Annotated in this window: 12 protein-coding genes and 2 tRNA genes; 11 read left to right on the top strand and 3 right to left on the bottom strand. The window is 67.6% G+C overall.

Translation table 11 applies throughout. The annotated features are described in order from the left end of the window. Positions 1–330 precede the first annotated feature (330 nt). Together ABZ319_RS23015 and ABZ319_RS23010 are read left to right on the top strand one after the other, a co-directional pair. Entirely contained in the window at positions 331–2,367 is a 2,037-nt protein-coding gene (locus ABZ319_RS23015) for an ATP-binding protein (RefSeq protein WP_354988517.1), read from the top strand. Between the two features lie 107 nt (positions 2,368–2,474). Beyond that, a complete protein-coding gene (locus ABZ319_RS23010; protein WP_354988516.1) occupies positions 2,475–2,693 on the top strand; it encodes a cold-shock protein in 219 nt (72 codons plus the stop codon). On the opposite strand, the gene ABZ319_RS23005 is transcribed toward ABZ319_RS23010, so the two are convergent. Then, the gene (locus ABZ319_RS23005) at positions 2,671–3,474 is read right to left on the bottom strand and encodes a nucleotidyltransferase domain-containing protein (protein WP_354988515.1); all 804 of its coding nucleotides are present in this window, start codon (positions 3,472–3,474) and stop codon (positions 2,671–2,673) included. The genes ABZ319_RS23010 and ABZ319_RS23005 overlap by 23 nt on opposite strands. Before the next feature lie 616 nt (positions 3,475–4,090). On the opposite strand from ABZ319_RS23005, the gene ABZ319_RS23000 reads away from it, so the two are divergent. The 3 genes from ABZ319_RS23000 to ABZ319_RS22990 all read left to right on the top strand — a co-directional run bounded on the left by ABZ319_RS23000 (position 4,091) and on the right by ABZ319_RS22990 (position 6,523). Next, positions 4,091–5,272, top strand: coding sequence for a globin domain-containing protein (locus ABZ319_RS23000; protein WP_354988514.1), 1,182 nt, complete (start codon positions 4,091–4,093; stop codon positions 5,270–5,272). Then, positions 5,263–5,997 (top strand): DivIVA domain-containing protein, encoded by a 735-nt coding sequence (locus ABZ319_RS22995; RefSeq protein WP_354988513.1) that lies wholly within the window; start codon positions 5,263–5,265, stop codon positions 5,995–5,997. The genes ABZ319_RS23000 and ABZ319_RS22995 overlap by 10 nt, the downstream gene beginning before the upstream one ends. Before the next feature lie 121 nt (positions 5,998–6,118). Further along, on the top strand, positions 6,119–6,523 hold the full coding sequence (locus ABZ319_RS22990) for a globin domain-containing protein (RefSeq protein WP_354988512.1): 405 nt from the start codon (positions 6,119–6,121) through the stop codon (positions 6,521–6,523). A gap of 94 nt (positions 6,524–6,617) precedes the next feature. Here ABZ319_RS22990 and ABZ319_RS22985 read toward each other — a convergent pair whose 3' ends face one another. Next, complete coding sequence (locus tag ABZ319_RS22985; protein ID WP_354988511.1) at positions 6,618–7,706, bottom strand: alkaline phosphatase; 1,089 nt, start codon at positions 7,704–7,706, stop codon at positions 6,618–6,620. A 197-nt stretch (positions 7,707–7,903) separates the two neighbouring features. On the opposite strand from ABZ319_RS22985, the gene serA reads away from it, so the two are divergent. Both serA and ABZ319_RS22975 read left to right on the top strand, forming a co-directional pair. Then, the gene (gene serA / locus ABZ319_RS22980) at positions 7,904–9,502 is read left to right on the top strand and encodes a phosphoglycerate dehydrogenase (protein WP_354988510.1); all 1,599 of its coding nucleotides are present in this window, start codon (positions 7,904–7,906) and stop codon (positions 9,500–9,502) included. Between the two features lie 405 nt (positions 9,503–9,907). After that, a complete protein-coding gene (locus tag ABZ319_RS22975; protein ID WP_354988509.1) occupies positions 9,908–10,915 on the top strand; it encodes a 3-isopropylmalate dehydrogenase in 1,008 nt (335 codons plus the stop codon). Positions 10,916–11,346: 431 nt separating this feature from the next. On the opposite strand, the gene ABZ319_RS22970 is transcribed toward ABZ319_RS22975, so the two are convergent. Then, positions 11,347–12,525 (bottom strand): MFS transporter, encoded by a 1,179-nt coding sequence (locus ABZ319_RS22970; protein WP_354988508.1) that lies wholly within the window; start codon positions 12,523–12,525, stop codon positions 11,347–11,349. A 327-nt stretch (positions 12,526–12,852) separates the two neighbouring features. Here ABZ319_RS22970 and ABZ319_RS22965 point away from each other — a divergent pair, with 327 nt between their 5' ends. The 4 genes from ABZ319_RS22965 to ABZ319_RS22950 all read left to right on the top strand — a co-directional run bounded on the left by ABZ319_RS22965 (position 12,853) and on the right by ABZ319_RS22950 (position 15,469). After that, positions 12,853–13,626 carry a fumarylacetoacetate hydrolase family protein gene (locus tag ABZ319_RS22965; RefSeq protein WP_354988507.1) on the top strand — a complete coding sequence of 258 codons (774 nt, stop codon included), beginning with the start codon at positions 12,853–12,855 and terminating at the stop codon, positions 13,624–13,626. Positions 13,627–13,639: 13 nt separating this feature from the next. Beyond that, the gene (gene gltX, locus ABZ319_RS22960; protein ID WP_354988506.1) at positions 13,640–15,112 is read left to right on the top strand and encodes a glutamate--tRNA ligase; all 1,473 of its coding nucleotides are present in this window, start codon (positions 13,640–13,642) and stop codon (positions 15,110–15,112) included. Between the two features lie 137 nt (positions 15,113–15,249). Then, positions 15,250–15,321, top strand: a tRNA-Gln gene (locus tag ABZ319_RS22955). A 75-nt stretch (positions 15,322–15,396) separates the two neighbouring features. Continuing rightward, a tRNA-Glu gene (locus ABZ319_RS22950) sits at positions 15,397–15,469 on the top strand. Positions 15,470–15,505: the final 36 nt, after the last annotated feature.

Here is a 15,505-nt window from a genome sequence, read left to right as displayed (position 1 = left end):
CGCGCACCCCACCGCGCGAAAGCGCAACGGCGCGAAGGCCGCACCTGGAACCGCGTCCGCAACCCGGCCCATTGCCGGGTGTTTCGCGCCTTTCGGACCGAATGATGCCCGCCTGCCTACACCCCGATCGCGACCGTACGGACGCCCACCCTCCGCCCGAACGCGATAGCCGAGACCTAGCCGTTGCATCCGGCTACCCCGTGGTGAATCCGGAACCCGACCGTGACGAACCGGTACGCAACCGTTCAGCCTTTCGTTAATCACGAAGCGTTGCATCGATACCAGGGGTAGCTGAACGAAGGCTGCCGTGAGGGCAATTGGGGGCCCACCATGTACAACGAGGTGCATGCGGCCGCGCTGGATCGCGACGACCACCGGTACACCATGCGGATCAGCCGGCTGGCGATCGACAAACTCGGCATCCGGCTCTACGACCGGGTGTCGGCCGTGCTGGCCGAACTCATCGCCAATTCCTATGACGCCGACGCCACCGAGGTGGATGTCGCGCTGCCGTGGGGCGTCACGCTGGCGGGGACCATCCGCGCCGCGGACGAACCCGCGTACCGGATCGTGGTGTCGGACAACGGACACGGCATGACGGCGTCGGAGATCAATGCCCACTACCTGATGGTGGGCTCGGACCGGCGCAAGCGCACCGGCTCCGACCTCTCGCGCGAGCAGCAGCGACCGGTGATGGGGCGCAAGGGAATCGGGAAGCTCGCCGCCTTCGGCATCTGCCGCACCATCGAGGTCATCAGCGCGGGGTCGACCCCGACCGACCGTACGCCGCAGGGCTGGCCGGTCGCGCACCTGATCCTGGACCTGGACGACATGCTGTCGGACACCGAGCGCGACTACTACCCGAAGCCGGGCCCGCTGGACGGCACCTTCACCGGCACCCGCGGCACCACCGTCATTCTGCGAAACTTCTTCCGCAAGCGGGTGAACAGCGGCACCGAGCTGAGCAGGCAGCTCGCTTCGCGCTTCGGCATCGAACGCTCGGACTGGCGCGTGCAGGTGCGCAACAGCGCCGGCACGGAGTCCTTCACGCTCAGTGATCTGCCCATCGACGTCATGGAGGACACCCGGGTCGACGTGAGCCGGGTGCCGGTGCGTTTCGGGCACAAGTTCCTGCCGGTCTCGGGCTGGATCGCGTACTCCAAACAGCCCTACCGCGACGAGGCGATGGCGGGTGTCCGGATCTACGCGCGCGGCAAGATCGTCGCGCAGACCCGCGATTTCGGCATACCCGCCGGATTCACCGGCGAGTTCAAGCTGCGCTCCTACCTGGTCGGGGCCGTGCACGTGGACTGGCTCGACGACGAGGAGGATCTGGTCCGCTCCGACCGCCAGGACATCATGTGGAACTCCCCGCGCGGGGAGGCGCTGGCGCAGTGGGGGCAGGCGCTCATCAAGGAAATCGGCAGGCTCGGTGAGAAGTCCATCCGCCGCCGGGTCTGGGAGGAGTTCGTCGAGCGCTCCCGGATTCGCGAGATGCTGGAGGGAATCGCGCCGGGGGACCGCGTGTTCCGGGACTCGGTGCTGGAAGCGGCGCGAATCCTGGTGGCGCACAAGGACCGGGCCTCGCTGGACGACCCCGCGCACATCGAGAACATGGTGCGGCTGGCACTGTCGCTGGGCCCGCAGCGCAGCCTGCTCGAGACGCTCAAGGAGATCGCCGAGGACGCCGAACCCGAACTCGACGTGGTGGTGGCGCTTTTCGAGCGCGCCCGGGTCGCCGAGATCTACTCCCTGGGCCAGATCGCCAGCGAGCGGGTCGCGGTGGTGGATCGGCTGCGCGCGCTCATCGACGATCGCCGTTCGCTCGAGCGCCCGTTCCAGGAGCTCATCGAAACCGCGCCCTGGCTGCTGGCACCGGAATGGACGCCGCTGGGCATGAACGAATCGCTGCAGCGGGTGCGGGCCAGCTTCGAGCGCTGGTACGCACAGAAATTCGGATCCATGTTGCAGACCAGCGCCGTCGGCAGCCCCAAGCGCGAACCCGACTTCGTGCTGCTGCACGACTCCGGTGAGCTCTGGATCGTGGAGATCAAGCGGATGGACTACCACCTCACCGATACCGAGTACAACCGTGCGGTCAACTACCTCTACGAACTCGACCGTTTCCTGGAGGAGAATCCGCGCATCGGGGCCCAATTCCCGCGCCGGCGACTGACATTCATCGTCGATCACATCGACCGGCTCGGCCCGGCGTCGCTGTCCTCGCTGTTCAGCGACAGCCGGGTGGACCGCCGCACCTGGCGCGAGCTGCTGGATTCCACGCTGCGCGCGCACCGGGACTTCCTGGACCGGGTGTACGCCATGCGCGGATCGGACGACGAGCCGGGTGCGGCCCGGGCGGGATGAGGCGGGTTCCGGGACGACCGCGCCCCGTGACACCATGGGGGCGAGGCGCGCGTGGGGACGTGGCCGATTCCACGGTTTTTCCAGGGCATTCGACGAGGTATGGGGTAATGGTGCACGGCACTGTGAAGTGGTTCGACAGTGAGAAGGGCTTCGGCTTCCTCACCTCCGACGACGGCGGACCCGACGTGTTCGTCGAGTACACCGCCGTCGAGGGGCAGGGCTTCCGGTCGCTGGCCGAGGGCCAGCGGGTGGAGTTCGAGGTGCGCAGCACCAAGCCCGGGCCCGAAGCCGTGGTCGTGCGGGTCATCGGCCGAGCTGGCGCCTGAAGAACTCGTTCGACAGCGCCCGCGCCTGCTCCCGGTGTGCGGGTTCGTTGCCGGTGAATTCCGCCTCCGCACGGTCGAATTCGCGGGTGATGAAATCCGCGATGGGCGCGGGCACCTCGCCGGCGCCCATCTCGCGGGTGCGGGCCTTCAACTCGGTGAGCGTCCGGATCGATTCGACCAGATCGGCGGGTAGGTCGCACTGCGCGAGCAGCGTCGGCAAATGCATCGGCGCGGCGGTCTTATCCGGATGTTCGCGCAGCCAGCGCAATGCCATGGCCGGGCGCAGCGAATAGAACACCTTCTTCAGCGACCGGTTGGTGTCGAACAGCCGCCATTGCCGGGCGCCCAGGTGCAGGTAGTGCCGGGCGACCTGATCGCGGTCGGCGACGGTGTCGGCCAGCTCCCGCAATTCGTCACGGAACGCCGAGTCCGCGGAATACACGATGGGCGACATGAGCCATTCGATCAGGACCGCGTTGCCGCGCACCAGCAGTTGCAGCGCCTTGACCAGATCCCAGCCGTTCACATCCAGCAGGCCGATCAGCGGAGTCTCGATGACATCGCGCCCGGGCCACGGCGTGAGGTAGTCCTCGAGCGGGCGGAGGTAGACGAAGCGGCAGTCGTAATCGGAGTCCGGGGACGGAAAGCCCCAGGCCCGGCTGCCGCTCTCGATGGCGAGGCGCACGTCGGCCCGGTGCTCGCGCTCGATCCGGCCGAGTTCGGCGTCGATCGTCGCGACCACCGCCGGGTCCATGGCGTCGGGGATGTTGCGCAGGATCATGGTCGCCGAGGCTAGCGGGCGCGGCCCGCGCCGGTCCATTTATTTCCCGGCCTGAGCAGGGGTTATCTGCGCGAGATATGCGTGTTGTCGGCTTTGCTGGGATCGAGTACATGAAGCCCCGCGCGATATCGAATAACTGGGATGCATGTCACAGTGCGTTAATGATCCGTAACGGGTGCGCAGAACGCCTCGATATGCCGTGCGTCGGAAGTTCGATTGGTTTTTTATCGAGAGGCTTTACTAAATGATCCCCGTTATCATCGAGACCGGTTCCGCTGCTCTGAACGGCCTGCTCAGCACCGGCTCGGCCGCGCTGCACGGCATCCTGAGCACCCTGTGGACCGGCTCCTTCGGCGGCTGATCGTCGGCAAAAGCTGAAAAGGCCGACCTCGGGTTTCGCAGCCCTGAGGTCGGCCTTTCGCATTTCCGAAGACAAATAGAAGCCGTCAGACTATTTGCCACAGAACTGTGGCCTCCGTCGCAAATTGATGATTTGCGAATGATTTGCCAGATTTCTCGCTTCGACAGCTCCAAGCCCATGCCTTAGGTTGTTCGTTATTCGGACAGTCGTCCAGGCGAAAGGGAGTGTGTTGCAGAACGAGGATTTGCGCCGCGGATGAATACCGATGCCCTGCAGGCGAGTTGGCGGTACGTCGAACGTGCCGGCGACGAGGCCACCCAGTACTTCTACGCACACCTGTTCCTCGCGCACCCCGAGGTCCGGGACATGTTCCCGACCCGGATGACCGCCCAGCGCGCCAAGTTCTTCGCGGCCCTGGGCCGCATCGTCAGCAACGTCGAAACCCTCGCCGCCGATTCGGAATTCGTCGCCCAGCTGGGGCGCGATCATCGCCGCTTCGGCGCCGTCGCCGCGCACTACCCGGCCGCGGGCGCCTCGCTGCTGGCCACCCTCGCGCATTTCCTGGGTCCGCGCTGGACCGCCGAACTCGCGCAGACCTGGACAGACGCCTATCAGGCCGTCGCGGGCATCATGGTCGAGGCCGCCGATCGGGCCGCGAACACGCCCGCGTGGTGGGACGCGGAGATCGTGTCCACCGAACGCCGCAGCATCGACGTCACCGTCATCACGGTGCGCCCGCTGCACGAGTATCCGTACGAAGCGGGTCAGTCACTGGCGGTGGAGATTCCGCAGCGGCCGCGGCTGTGGCGCTACTTCACCCCGGCCAACGCTCAGCGCGCGGACGGTACCTTCGATCTGCACGTGCAGGTCGTGGACGGCGGCGAGGTCAGCGCGACCTTCGCTCGCACGATCCGCCCGGGCGATCAGGTGCGACTCGGCGCACCCGTGGGCACCGCCTTCGTCTTCCCGCCGCAGGCGGTGGACAACCTGCTGCTCATCGCCGGGGGCTCCGGGCTCGCGCCCATGCGCGCGATCATCGAGCGCATCGAGCAGGAATCGCGGCACACCGGATACACCCCGCGGGTGCAGCTGTTCCACGGCGTGCGCACCACCTGGGATCTCTACGACCACGAGGCCCTGACGGCGCTCACCGAGAATCCCTGGTTCACCTACACCCCGGTGGTGTCGGAGGATCCCGGCTTCCACGGCGTGCAGGGCATGGTCGGCGCGGTGGCCGCGCGCGGTCGCGACCTGACCGGGTGCACCGCGCTGGTCTGCGGTTCCCCGGCCATGGTCGCCGCCACCGTCGCGGCGCTGTCCGCCGCCGGGATGCCCAGGCACGCCATCAGATACGAGACATTCGGCCAGGCGCCGGCGGCAGGCTCCGCCGCCCCGGCCGCCGACCGCGGCTTCGACAAGGTTGACCAATGGATGTGACACCCGACGAGATCCGATCCGCCACGTTCAAGGGCGCGCGACTGGGGCGGCGTGGCTACGACGCCGAGGAGGTCGACCGCTTCCTCGAGCGGGTGCACATCGCGGTGGCGCGGGTGGCGCGGGAGAACCGCCAGCTCACCCTCACCAGTAACTCGCCGGAACTGGCTCGGCTGCAACGGGAGAATATGCAGCTGGCCGGCAAGAGCGAAGCGATGCAGATGCAGATGCAGACCATGGCCTCCGCCGGTGAGGTGGCCGAGCTGCAGCGTCAGCTGGCCAACGCGAACTGGGAGATCGCTCGGTTGCAGGAGGAGACGGCCAAGGATGCCCTCGGCATCAGCAATCAGGCCGTCGAAACCCTCAAGCGCGCACAGGCTTCCGCCGACTCGATCGTGGAACAGGCCGAGGAGCACGCGCGGGAGCTGATGCGGGTCACCCGCGCGCAGCAGCGCGAGATGCTGCAGCAGGTGCACGCGGCCGGGCCGCAGCGCGGCGCCTACGCCGATCCCGAACTCGAGGACCAGCGCCTGGCCCAGCTGCAGTCCTACTCCGGACTGCTGCGAAACCAGTTGCAGGCCATGATCATGACGTTGTCGGTGGAAGTCGACAAGCTGGCCCTGCTGCCGCTGCCGGGCACCGCCGAGTCGCTGCCGGACATCGTGCCGGCCTCCGGGTATCAGCGCGACCTGCCGATCGGCGGGAAGGGTCATACCCCGCAGGACTGATCGGGCACATCCCGATCCCACATCGTCCACGGACACAGAGGTCCCGAATTCGGTAGCAGCCCTGCCGATTTCGTGGCGTGTAAGGAATCAGGCACGCAGACAAGGGAAGTGGGGAACCCACATGAATATCGAAGCATTGCAGTCGAGTTGGCAGCAGGTCGGCGCGGTCGGACCCGAGGCCGTGGAGTACTTCTACGATCATCTGTTCGCGGCGCACCCGGAGGTGCGGGACATGTTCGCCGAGGACATGACCGTGCAGCGTGAGCGCTTCCTGTCCGGCCTCGGCCGGATCGTCACCAATGTCCAAACCCTCGCGAACGACCCGTCTTTCGTGCAACAGCTGGGCCGTCACCATGCCCAGCTCGGGGTGGTGGCCGCGCACTACCCGGTGGCCGGGGCATCACTGCTGGCCACCCTCGAACACTTCCTCGGTGCGCAATGGACCGAGGAACTCGCCGGGACCTGGGCCGCGGCCTACGGCGCGGTGGTGGAAATCATGCTCTCCGCCGACGAGGTCAAGGTCTGACCGTTCCCGCGAGGAACGGCGAACCGGTCCCGGATGTCCCGGGACCGGTTCGGCTCGCATCCGGCGCGGATGCCGAATTCGACAGTGCGGCTGTCTATTTGTGGCCGCTGCCGGACGAACCCCCGGCCGAGCCGCTGCCCAGGATGCAGAGCGGGTTGTTCACCATGGCCGCCTGGGCCGAACCGGAGGACGAGCCCGTGACGCCGGAATCGACCGGCGGGGTGTTCGGCACCGGCGCGCCGGGGTCGCCGGAACCGCCGGCGAGCATCGAGACGCCGTCCAGGTTCGCGGGGGCCGCCACCCCGAGCAGGTCCAGGACGGTGGGGGTGATGTCGGCGAGGGTGTAGCCGTTGTTCTGCGCGCCCGCGGCGAAGCCCGGACCGCGGGCGATCACGAAACTCGCTGTCTCATAGGCGCTCTGGCCACCGTGCCCGCCTTCGGGCTTGTGGCCGTGATCGGTGGTGACCAGGATGGTCCAGCGCTCGTTCGAATGCGCGGCCATGCGGGCGTCCACCGCCTGGGTGATCTTGCCGACCAGGCCGTCCGCGCGCGCGATGGCATCGCGGTAGGACTGCGGCCAGATGCCGCGCAGGGTGTGCCCGACGATATCGATCTGGTCCAGGTGGGTGAAGGTCAGATCCGGGCCGTCCGCGCTGATGGCCGCGGCCACCTGGGTCGCGGCGTTGGAATCGGCGATGGTCTCGCAGATGCCCGCACCGGTCGGGTCGATTTGCGTCACTGTGACTTTGTCGGCCTTGGGGTTACCGGTGCGCGCGATCATGCCGATCTTGTCCCAGGTGCCCAGCGAGACCGTCGACAGGCTCGGCTGCGCGGCCTCGAGCTGCGTGAACACCGTCGGATATGGCGCGAAAGCCCCCGCGTTGCAGGATGCGTCGTTGTCCACGATGCCGTGCTTGGTGTCCCACACCCCGGTCAGCGCGGTCGCCCACGAGACGCAGGACATGGTCGTATGCCCGGCGATGGAGGTGCGCGCCAGGGTGCCCTCGGCGACCAGGCGGTCCAGGTTCGGGGCATTGGCGGCGGCGATCTCGCTGTACAGCGTGCCGTCCAGGCCGATCACCACGACCTTGTTCACCACGGGCGCGGCGTGGGCGGGGGCCGCGGCGGTGAGGGGGACGGCGCACAGCGCGGCGGCCGCGAGAATCCGATGAGTCCGAGACATGCCGGGCAACCTAGCCGGGTGGCGGCGAGTTCGCAGCGTATTTGGACAATTGACCACAATAGTTTCGGTGAGCGGGAAAACCGGCATGTCACCGGTCTGACGGCACCCGCCTACCGGGCGGTAAGGCAAGCCAAATCTTCGCCCATTAAGATTGCGCCCGTAAATCCCGGACCCCTTTCCCGCAGGAGTACCCCACAGTGAGCCAAGCAGGCCGCCCCGTAGTTCTGATCGCCGACAAGCTCGCCCAGTCGACCGTCGACGCGCTCGGTGACGGTGTCGAGGTTCGCTGGGTCGACGGCCCGAACCGCCCCGCACTACTCGAGGCCGTCGTGGACGCCGACGCGCTGCTCGTGCGCTCGGCCACCACGGTGGACGCCGAGGTCCTCGACGCCGGTAAGAACCTGAAGATCGTCGCCCGCGCGGGCGTCGGCCTCGACAACGTCGACGTGCCGGCCGCGACCGAGCGTGGCGTCATGGTCGTCAACGCGCCGACCTCCAACATCCACACCGCCGCCGAGCACGCGGTCACGCTGCTGCTCTCGGCCGCGCGCCAGATCCCGGCCGCCGACGCCACCCTGCGCGAGCACACCTGGCAGCGCAGCAAGTTCAACGGTGTCGAGATCCTCGGCAAGACCGTCGGCGTCATCGGCCTGGGCCGCATCGGCCAGCTGTTCGCGCAGCGCCTCGCCGCCTTCGAGACCAAGATCGTCGCGTACGACCCCTACACCTCCCCGGCTCGCGCCGCCCAGCTCGGCATCGAACTGCTGACCCTGGACGAGGTGCTCGAGCGCGCCGACTTCATCTCGGTGCACCTGCCCAAGACCCCCGAGACCAAGGGCATTCTCAACGCCGCCTCGATCGCCAAGACCAAGCCGGGCGTCATCATCGTCAACGCCGCGCGCGGTGGCCTGATCGACGAGCAGGCCCTGGCCGACGCCATCAAGTCCGGCCACGTGCGCGCCGCCGGCCTCGACGTGTTCGAGACCGAACCCTGCACCGACAGCCCGCTTTTCGAGCTGCCGCAGGTCGTGGTCACCCCGCACCTGGGCGCCTCCACCTCCGAGGCCCAGGACCGCGCCGGCACCGACGTCGCCAAGTCGGTCAAGCTCGCCCTCGCCGGTGAGTTCGTCCCGGGTGCGGTCAACGTCACCGGCGGCGCCGTCTCCGAGGACGTCGCCCCGTGGCTGGATATCGTCCGCAAGCAGGGCGCGCTGCTCGGCGCCCTCGCCTCCGAGCTGCCGGTCAGCCTCGAGGTGCAGGTCCGCGGCGAGCTCGCCGCCAGTGACGTTGCGGTGCTGGAGCTTTCGGCTCTGCGCGGCGTCTTCTCCGCCCTGATCGAGGATTCGGTCACCTTCGTCAACGCCCCGTCGCTGGCCAAGGATCGCGGCATCGAGGCCACGGTCACCACCGTGACCGAGAGCCCCTCGCACCGCAGCCTGGTCGACCTGCGCGCCGTGTTCGGCGACGGCCGCACCCTGAACGTGGCCGGCACCCTGACCGAGCCCTCGCAGGTGCAGAAGATCGTCAACATCAACGGCCGCAACTACGACATGCGCGCCGAGGGTCTGAACCTGGCCGTCATCGCGTACGAGGACAAGCCGGGTCAGCTCGGCCGCCTGGCCACCAAGCTCGGCGACGCGGGCATCGACATCCTCGCCGCCCAGCTGACCCAGGATCTGGACCAGGACGGCGCGACCGTCGTGTTGCGCGTCAACGCCGATGTCCCGACCGAGGTGCAGTCCGCCATCGCCGAGGCCGTCGGCGCGGTGAAGGTCGCCCAGGTCAACCTGGACTAGTAGGTACCGGGCCGAGCCCGGAAACGATTGCCGCCGCGCCCCCGCCGTGAATCACGGCGGGGGCGCGGTCGTATCAATAGGCTCCGGAACGGTGGAAGTCGATGCCCAGCGCCCGCAGCAGCAAGCCGATGATGTGCAGGTTGCTGTCGCCGCTGCCCGTCAAGTTCTCCAGTGATCCCATATGTGCCCGCCTTCCCTCGAGCGGACGGTACCGCGCGCCGAGGAGATTGGCCGCACGCTGAATTCCGGGTCTTGCACAGCCGCCGTCCCAGTGGTTGGGAGGGGTTCGCCCTGGTGAAAGGGGTGCTCGGGGCACCCGCTATCGTGGCGGGCGGACTCTTCGCCCGCGTCGGAACACGGGCGCCGAGAGTGTTCAGGGTCGCTAATCCGAACGGAGCATTGTTCATGAAACTCGCTGTCATCCCGGGCGACGGAATCGGTCCCGAGGTCATCGCCGAGGCCCTCAAGGTCCTCGACGTCGTGGTCCCCGGTGTGGAGAAGACCGAATACGACCTGGGGGCCAAGCGGTTCCATGCCACCGGTGAGATCCTGCCGGACAACGTCATTCCCGAGCTCAAGCAGCACGACGCCATCCTGCTCGGCGCCATCGGCGACCCGTCCGTGCAGAGCGGCGTGCTCGAGCGCGGGCTGCTGCTGCGCACCCGCTTCGAGCTCGACCACCATGTGAACCTGCGCCCGTCGCGGCTGTACTCCGGTGTCACCAGCCCGCTGGCGGGCAACCCGGACATCGACTTCGTGGTCGTGCGCGAGGGCACCGAGGGTCCGTACACCGGCACCGGTGGCGCGATCCGGGTGAACACCCCGCACGAGGTCGCCACCGAGGTCTCCACCAACACCCGCTTCGGCGTCGAGCGCGTGGTGCGCTACGCCTTCGAGAAGGCCCGTGCGCGCCGCAAGCACCTGACCCTGGTGCACAAGAACAACGTGCTCGCCTTCGCCGGCTCGCTGTGGACCCGCACCGTGGCCGAGGTCGCCACCGAGTACCCGGACATCGAAACCGCCTACCAGCACATCGATGCCGCCACCATCCACATGGTCACCGACCCGGGCCGCTTCGACGTGATCGTCACCGACAACCTGTTCGGCGACATCATCACCGACCTGGCGGCCGCGGTCTCCGGCGGCATCGGCCTGGCCGCCTCGGGCAACATCGATGCCTCGGGCGCCAACCCGTCCATGTTCGAGCCCGTGCACGGCAGCGCCCCGGATATCGCGGGTCAGTCCAAGGCCGACCCGACCGCCGCCATCCTGTCGGTGTCGCTGCTGCTGAACCACCTCGGCAACGCCGAGGCCGCCGCGCGCATCGAGACCGCCGTCGCCAAGGATCTGGCCTCGCGCACCGCGCCGGCCTCGACCGTCGCGGTCGGCGATCGCATCGCCGCCGCTCTCTGACACCGGCTTTCGCCGTTTTGGCCCCGCTCCCGAGTCCCGGGGGGCGGGGCCGAACTCTGCGCCGGGCGCGTTCGGGGCGCATGATGGGGGAGTACGGGCGCGCAGGGGCGTCTCGAACGCTCGGACCGTGCTCAATCCGGCTGCCGCACAGGGCGACAAAGGCGGCAAAAGGCTCAGAATTTCCAAACCTACTGTGCCAGTGAGCTATATCGCATTCATGCATTCGGATGCGAAAACGTAACGGGCGCAGACATTCCTGATTTGCGGGAAATCCGCGAAAGGGACGCGACGGCTCCGGGTAGCCCCGAAGATAACGGCGCCGAGCCGCCCGCCGGGGTGCGGCGGGCGGCCCGGAATCGGGTGTTCCAGTGCCTCGGAACCGCCGGTTCGGTGCTTCGGAACCGGCGGTTCAGTGCTATGGAACCGGCGGTTCAGTGCGCCGTGCGCGGCACCAATGGGACTGCGGCCACGGCGATCACGGCCGTCAGCGCGTAGGTGACGGGGAACCCGGCGACGGTGATCAGCGCGCCGAAGGTGGGCGCCAGCGCCGCCATGACCAGGTTCTGCCCGGTGTTCTGGATGCCCAGCCCGCGCCCGGACCAGTACGGTCCCGCGATCTCGGCCACCGCCGTGAAGGCCAGGCCGTTGTCGGTCACGGTGATGACCGAGGCCACGATCAGAATCGGAATCGCCAGCCACCACCACTGCACCCAGGCCGCGAAGGCCAAGGCGGCCATGGAGATTGCGGCCGCGACGGCGATCGTGCGCAGCGGTCCCAGCCTGCTCGCGACCCGGTCGGACCAGATGCCCGCGCCGATACGCCCACCCGCACCCAGGATCTGGGTGACCGTGACCAGCACGCCCGCCGCCGCCAGCGACCAGCCGACATCGGTGTGCAGCCACAGCAGGGCGAAGGTCCACAGCGTGCCCTGCGGAATGGCCAGCAGGATCGAGACCAGATGGATGCGCCACAGGGTGGAATCGCCCCGGTACGGATTGGCGGGACGACCTGTCTCGCTGGTGGATTCGGGGCGCGGCGGGTCGATGATCCCGAACAGGCAGGCCACCGCCGCCAGACCGGCCATGACGGCGGGCACCAGGATCGCGGTCGAGAACCCGTGCGCCGCAGCGACGGCGGGAATGCTCAGGGCGCCGATGCCCACGCCCAGCGGCTGCGCGGTCTGGCGAATCCCCATGGCCAGCCCGCGTTTATCGGGCGGGAACCAGCCGACGATGACCCGCCCGCTCGCGCCGTTGGTGCTGGCCGCGCCCATTCCGCCCAGAAACAGCAGAATGCCCAGTGCCACATAGTTGGTCACGGTGGCCGCGGCCACGCCCGCGATCAGCATCAGCGCCGGACCGGCGACCAGCACCTTGTGCTCCCCGATGCGATCCACCACGTAGCCCCAGGCGATCAGCGTGCAGACCAGCCCGACCGTCGGCATGGAGACCAGCAGGCCGGCGGTCGCCAGTGACATCCCGCGCCCGGTCAGCGCGGGCAGCAGGAAGGGCGTGCCGTGTACGAAGACCGCGCTCGAGCTCTGCGCGAAGACGCCGAGGGCCAGCATGCTCCACCGTTTGGCCGAACTCAGCTGTGTCACGGTGGCCATGACCCTCACCTCACGTCTCACTATGTGGAACTGATATCTTATTCCTTGAACATCGGGTCTCACGGTACACCTGATGCAGCTGAGTATTTCCGGGGCACGCTGTCTGTTTGCTCACACCTCCGGGAGGTCCGTCGCGGGCCCGTCCTCGGGGGCGAGTTGTCTTGCGTGCAAGCTCTTTACACATTCCGGGCAGCCCGGATCTCAGGTGGATGCCGCGCGCGTCCCCGGCCGGTCCCGCCCGCCCGCGCCGCGGCCGTCCCGGGTCCGTCCGTGCCCCGTGGTCGGGCGCGTTCGGGCAGGTGGCGACCGGTCGATAGGATGCGGTTCATGCGCCTAGGTCGAGTTGCCAGCCCAGATGGTGTCGCTTTCGTCAGCGTGGAAGGAGACGGCGGTGACGCCGTCGTCCGTGAGATCGCCGAACACCCGTTCGGCACGCCGACGTTCACCGGCCGCAGCTGGCCGCTGGCGGACGTGCGGCTCCTCGCTCCGATCCTCGCCAGCAAAGTGATCTGCATCGGTAAGAATTACGCCGCTCACGCCGCGGAAATGGGTGGGCCCGCGCCCGCCGAACCGGTCATCTTCATGAAGCCCAATACCGCCATCATCGGCCCCAACGTGCCGATTGTGTTGCCGCCCAGTTCCTCTCAGGTGGACTACGAGGGCGAGCTGGCCATCGTCATCGGCCGCCCCTGCAAGGACGTGCCCGCCGCCCGGGCGCACGAGGTCATCCTGGGCTACACCGTCGCCAACGACGTCACCGCCCGCGACCAGCAGAAGATCGACGGCCAGTGGACCCGCGCCAAGGGGTACGACACGTTCTGCCCGCTCGGGCCGTGGATCGAGACCGCCCTGGACCCATCGGATCTGGAGATCAGCACCGAGCTCGACGGCGAGGTCAAGCAGCGCAGTCGCACTTCACTTCTGCTGCACGATATTCCGAAGCTGATCGAATGGGTCACCACCGTGATGACGCTGCTGCCCGGCGACGTCATCCTGACCGGCACCCCCGAGGGCGTCGGGCCGGTGCAGGCCGGTCAGAACGTGTCGGTGACCGTCCAGGGCATCGGCACCCTCACCAATCCCGTTGCCGCCAAGCGCTGATCGAGAGAGAGACATGACAGACGTCCGGGTCCGATTCTGCCCCTCACCCACCGGCACACCGCATGTCGGGCTGGTGCGGACCGCCCTGTTCAACTGGGCCTACGCGCGCCACCACGGCGGGAAATTCGTCTTCCGCATCGAAGACACCGACGCCGCACGCGATTCCGAGGAGTCGTATCAGGCGATTCTGGACGCGCTGCACTGGCTCGGGCTGACCTGGGACGAGGGCCCGGAGGTCGGCGGCCCCTACGGCCCCTACCGGCAGTCCCAGCGCCGTGAGCTTCATCTCGATGTCGTGCGCAAGCTATTGGCAGCGGGGGAGGCCTACGAATCCTTCTCCACCCCTGAAGAAGTCGAAGCCCGGCACAAGGCCGCCGGCCGCGATCCGAAATTGGGGTACGACAACTTCGATCGGGACCTGACGCCCGAGCAGATCGCCGCCTACAGGGCCGAGGGGCGCCCGGCGGTCATCCGCCTCCGGATGCCCGACGAGGATCTGTCCTGGGTCGATCTGGTGCGCGGGGAGACCACCTTCCGCGCGGGCGTCGTGCCGGACTTCGCGCTCACCCGCGGTAATGGCGATCCGCTCTATACCCTGGTCAATCCCGTCGACGACGCGTTGATGAAGATCACCCACGTATTGCGCGGTGAGGATCTGCTGTCCTCCACGCCGCGCCAGCTCGCGCTTTATGCGGCGATGCGCCGAATCGGCGTCGCCGAGCACACCCCGGAGTTCGGGCATCTGCCGTTCGTCATGGGCCAGGGCAACAAGAAGTTGTCCAAGCGGGATCCGGAGTCCAATCTCTTCCTGCATCGGGACCGAGGCTTCATTCCCGAGGGTTTGCTGAATTATCTGGCGCTCCTCGGCTGGAGCATCGCCGATGATCGTGACCTGTTCTCCATGGCCGAGATGGTCGCGGCGTTCGATATTTCGTCCGTTAATTCGAATCCGGCGCGTTTCGACCAGAAGAAGGCCGACGCCCTGAACGGCGAACATATTCGGCGGCTGGAGTCCGGTGATTTCGCTCACCGGTTGCGGGAGTATCTCACCCTGCACGGGCATATCGGCGCCGAGATCGACGAGAAGCTGTTCGCCACGGCCGCAGATTTGGTGCAGACCCGCATCGTCGTTCTGGGTGATGCATGGGATCTATTGAAGTTCCTGTTCGTGCCCGCCGCGGAGTTCACCGTGGACGAGGCGGCGGCGCAAAAGAATCTGGGTGCGGACGCGGCGCCGGTATTGGAAGCGTCCATTACCGCGCTCGAGGGTGTTTCGGCCTGGACCGCGCCCGCGATCGAGGAGGCGCTCAAAACCGCGCTCATCGATGAACTGGGTCTGAAGCCGCGCAAGGCGTTCGGCCCGGTGCGCGTGGCCGTCACCGGTTCGCACATCAGCCCGCCGCTGTACGAGTCCCTCGAGCTGCTGGACCGCGATACCGCCATGGATCGCCTGCGGGCGGCCCTGACGGCGGCCTCCGCGCGCTGACCGGCATCGGAAAAGGGTACAAAACCGGCCTCTGACCAGCCGATTTGTATAACCCCGGCATCGGCCTGCTAATCTCTTCTCGGCTCGGAAAGCGGCTGGGAAGTCCCCACAAGGGACAGGCCGAATGCCCAGGTCAATGGGGTATGGTGTAATTGGCAACACAGCTGATTCTGGTTCAGCCATTCTAGGTTCGAGTCCTGGTACCCCAGCTGAGAGAGCCCTCGGGCTCTCGAAACAGTTGGAGATTCGGTGGTCCGGCCACCAAGGTAATCACCAACAATCCTGGTCCCGTCGTCTAGCGGCCTAGGACGCCGCCCTCTCAAGGCGGTAGCGCGGGTTCAAATCCCGTCGGGACTACAAAGCGAAGGCCCCCAGCCCAACGGCTGGGGGCCT

Origin of the sequence: Nocardia sp. NPDC005978 (genome assembly GCF_040614455.1) — a bacterium.
Lineage (GTDB): Bacteria > Actinomycetota > Actinomycetes > Mycobacteriales > Mycobacteriaceae > Nocardia.
The sequence above is the reverse complement of the archived record's forward strand: the minus strand, read 5'-3'. Positions and strand labels throughout refer to the sequence as shown.

Coding starts and splice junctions, on each gene's coding strand:
- ABZ319_RS22985 (WP_354988511.1), bottom strand. CDS start 7,706: ATGTCTCGGACTCATCGGATTCTCGCGGCCGCCGCGCTGTGCGCCGTC.
- gltX (WP_354988506.1), top strand. CDS start 13,640: ATGACAGACGTCCGGGTCCGATTCTGCCCCTCACCCACCGGCACACCG.
- ABZ319_RS22995 (WP_354988513.1), top strand. CDS start 5,263: ATGGATGTGACACCCGACGAGATCCGATCCGCCACGTTCAAGGGCGCG.
- ABZ319_RS23015 (WP_354988517.1), top strand. CDS start 331: ATGTACAACGAGGTGCATGCGGCCGCGCTGGATCGCGACGACCACCGG.
- ABZ319_RS22965 (WP_354988507.1), top strand. CDS start 12,853: ATGCGCCTAGGTCGAGTTGCCAGCCCAGATGGTGTCGCTTTCGTCAGC.
- ABZ319_RS23000 (WP_354988514.1), top strand. CDS start 4,091: ATGAATACCGATGCCCTGCAGGCGAGTTGGCGGTACGTCGAACGTGCC.
- ABZ319_RS22970 (WP_354988508.1), bottom strand. CDS start 12,525: ATGGCCACCGTGACACAGCTGAGTTCGGCCAAACGGTGGAGCATGCTG.
- ABZ319_RS22990 (WP_354988512.1), top strand. CDS start 6,119: ATGAATATCGAAGCATTGCAGTCGAGTTGGCAGCAGGTCGGCGCGGTC.
- ABZ319_RS23010 (WP_354988516.1), top strand. CDS start 2,475: ATGGTGCACGGCACTGTGAAGTGGTTCGACAGTGAGAAGGGCTTCGGC.
- ABZ319_RS22975 (WP_354988509.1), top strand. CDS start 9,908: ATGAAACTCGCTGTCATCCCGGGCGACGGAATCGGTCCCGAGGTCATC.
- ABZ319_RS23005 (WP_354988515.1), bottom strand. CDS start 3,474: ATGATCCTGCGCAACATCCCCGACGCCATGGACCCGGCGGTGGTCGCG.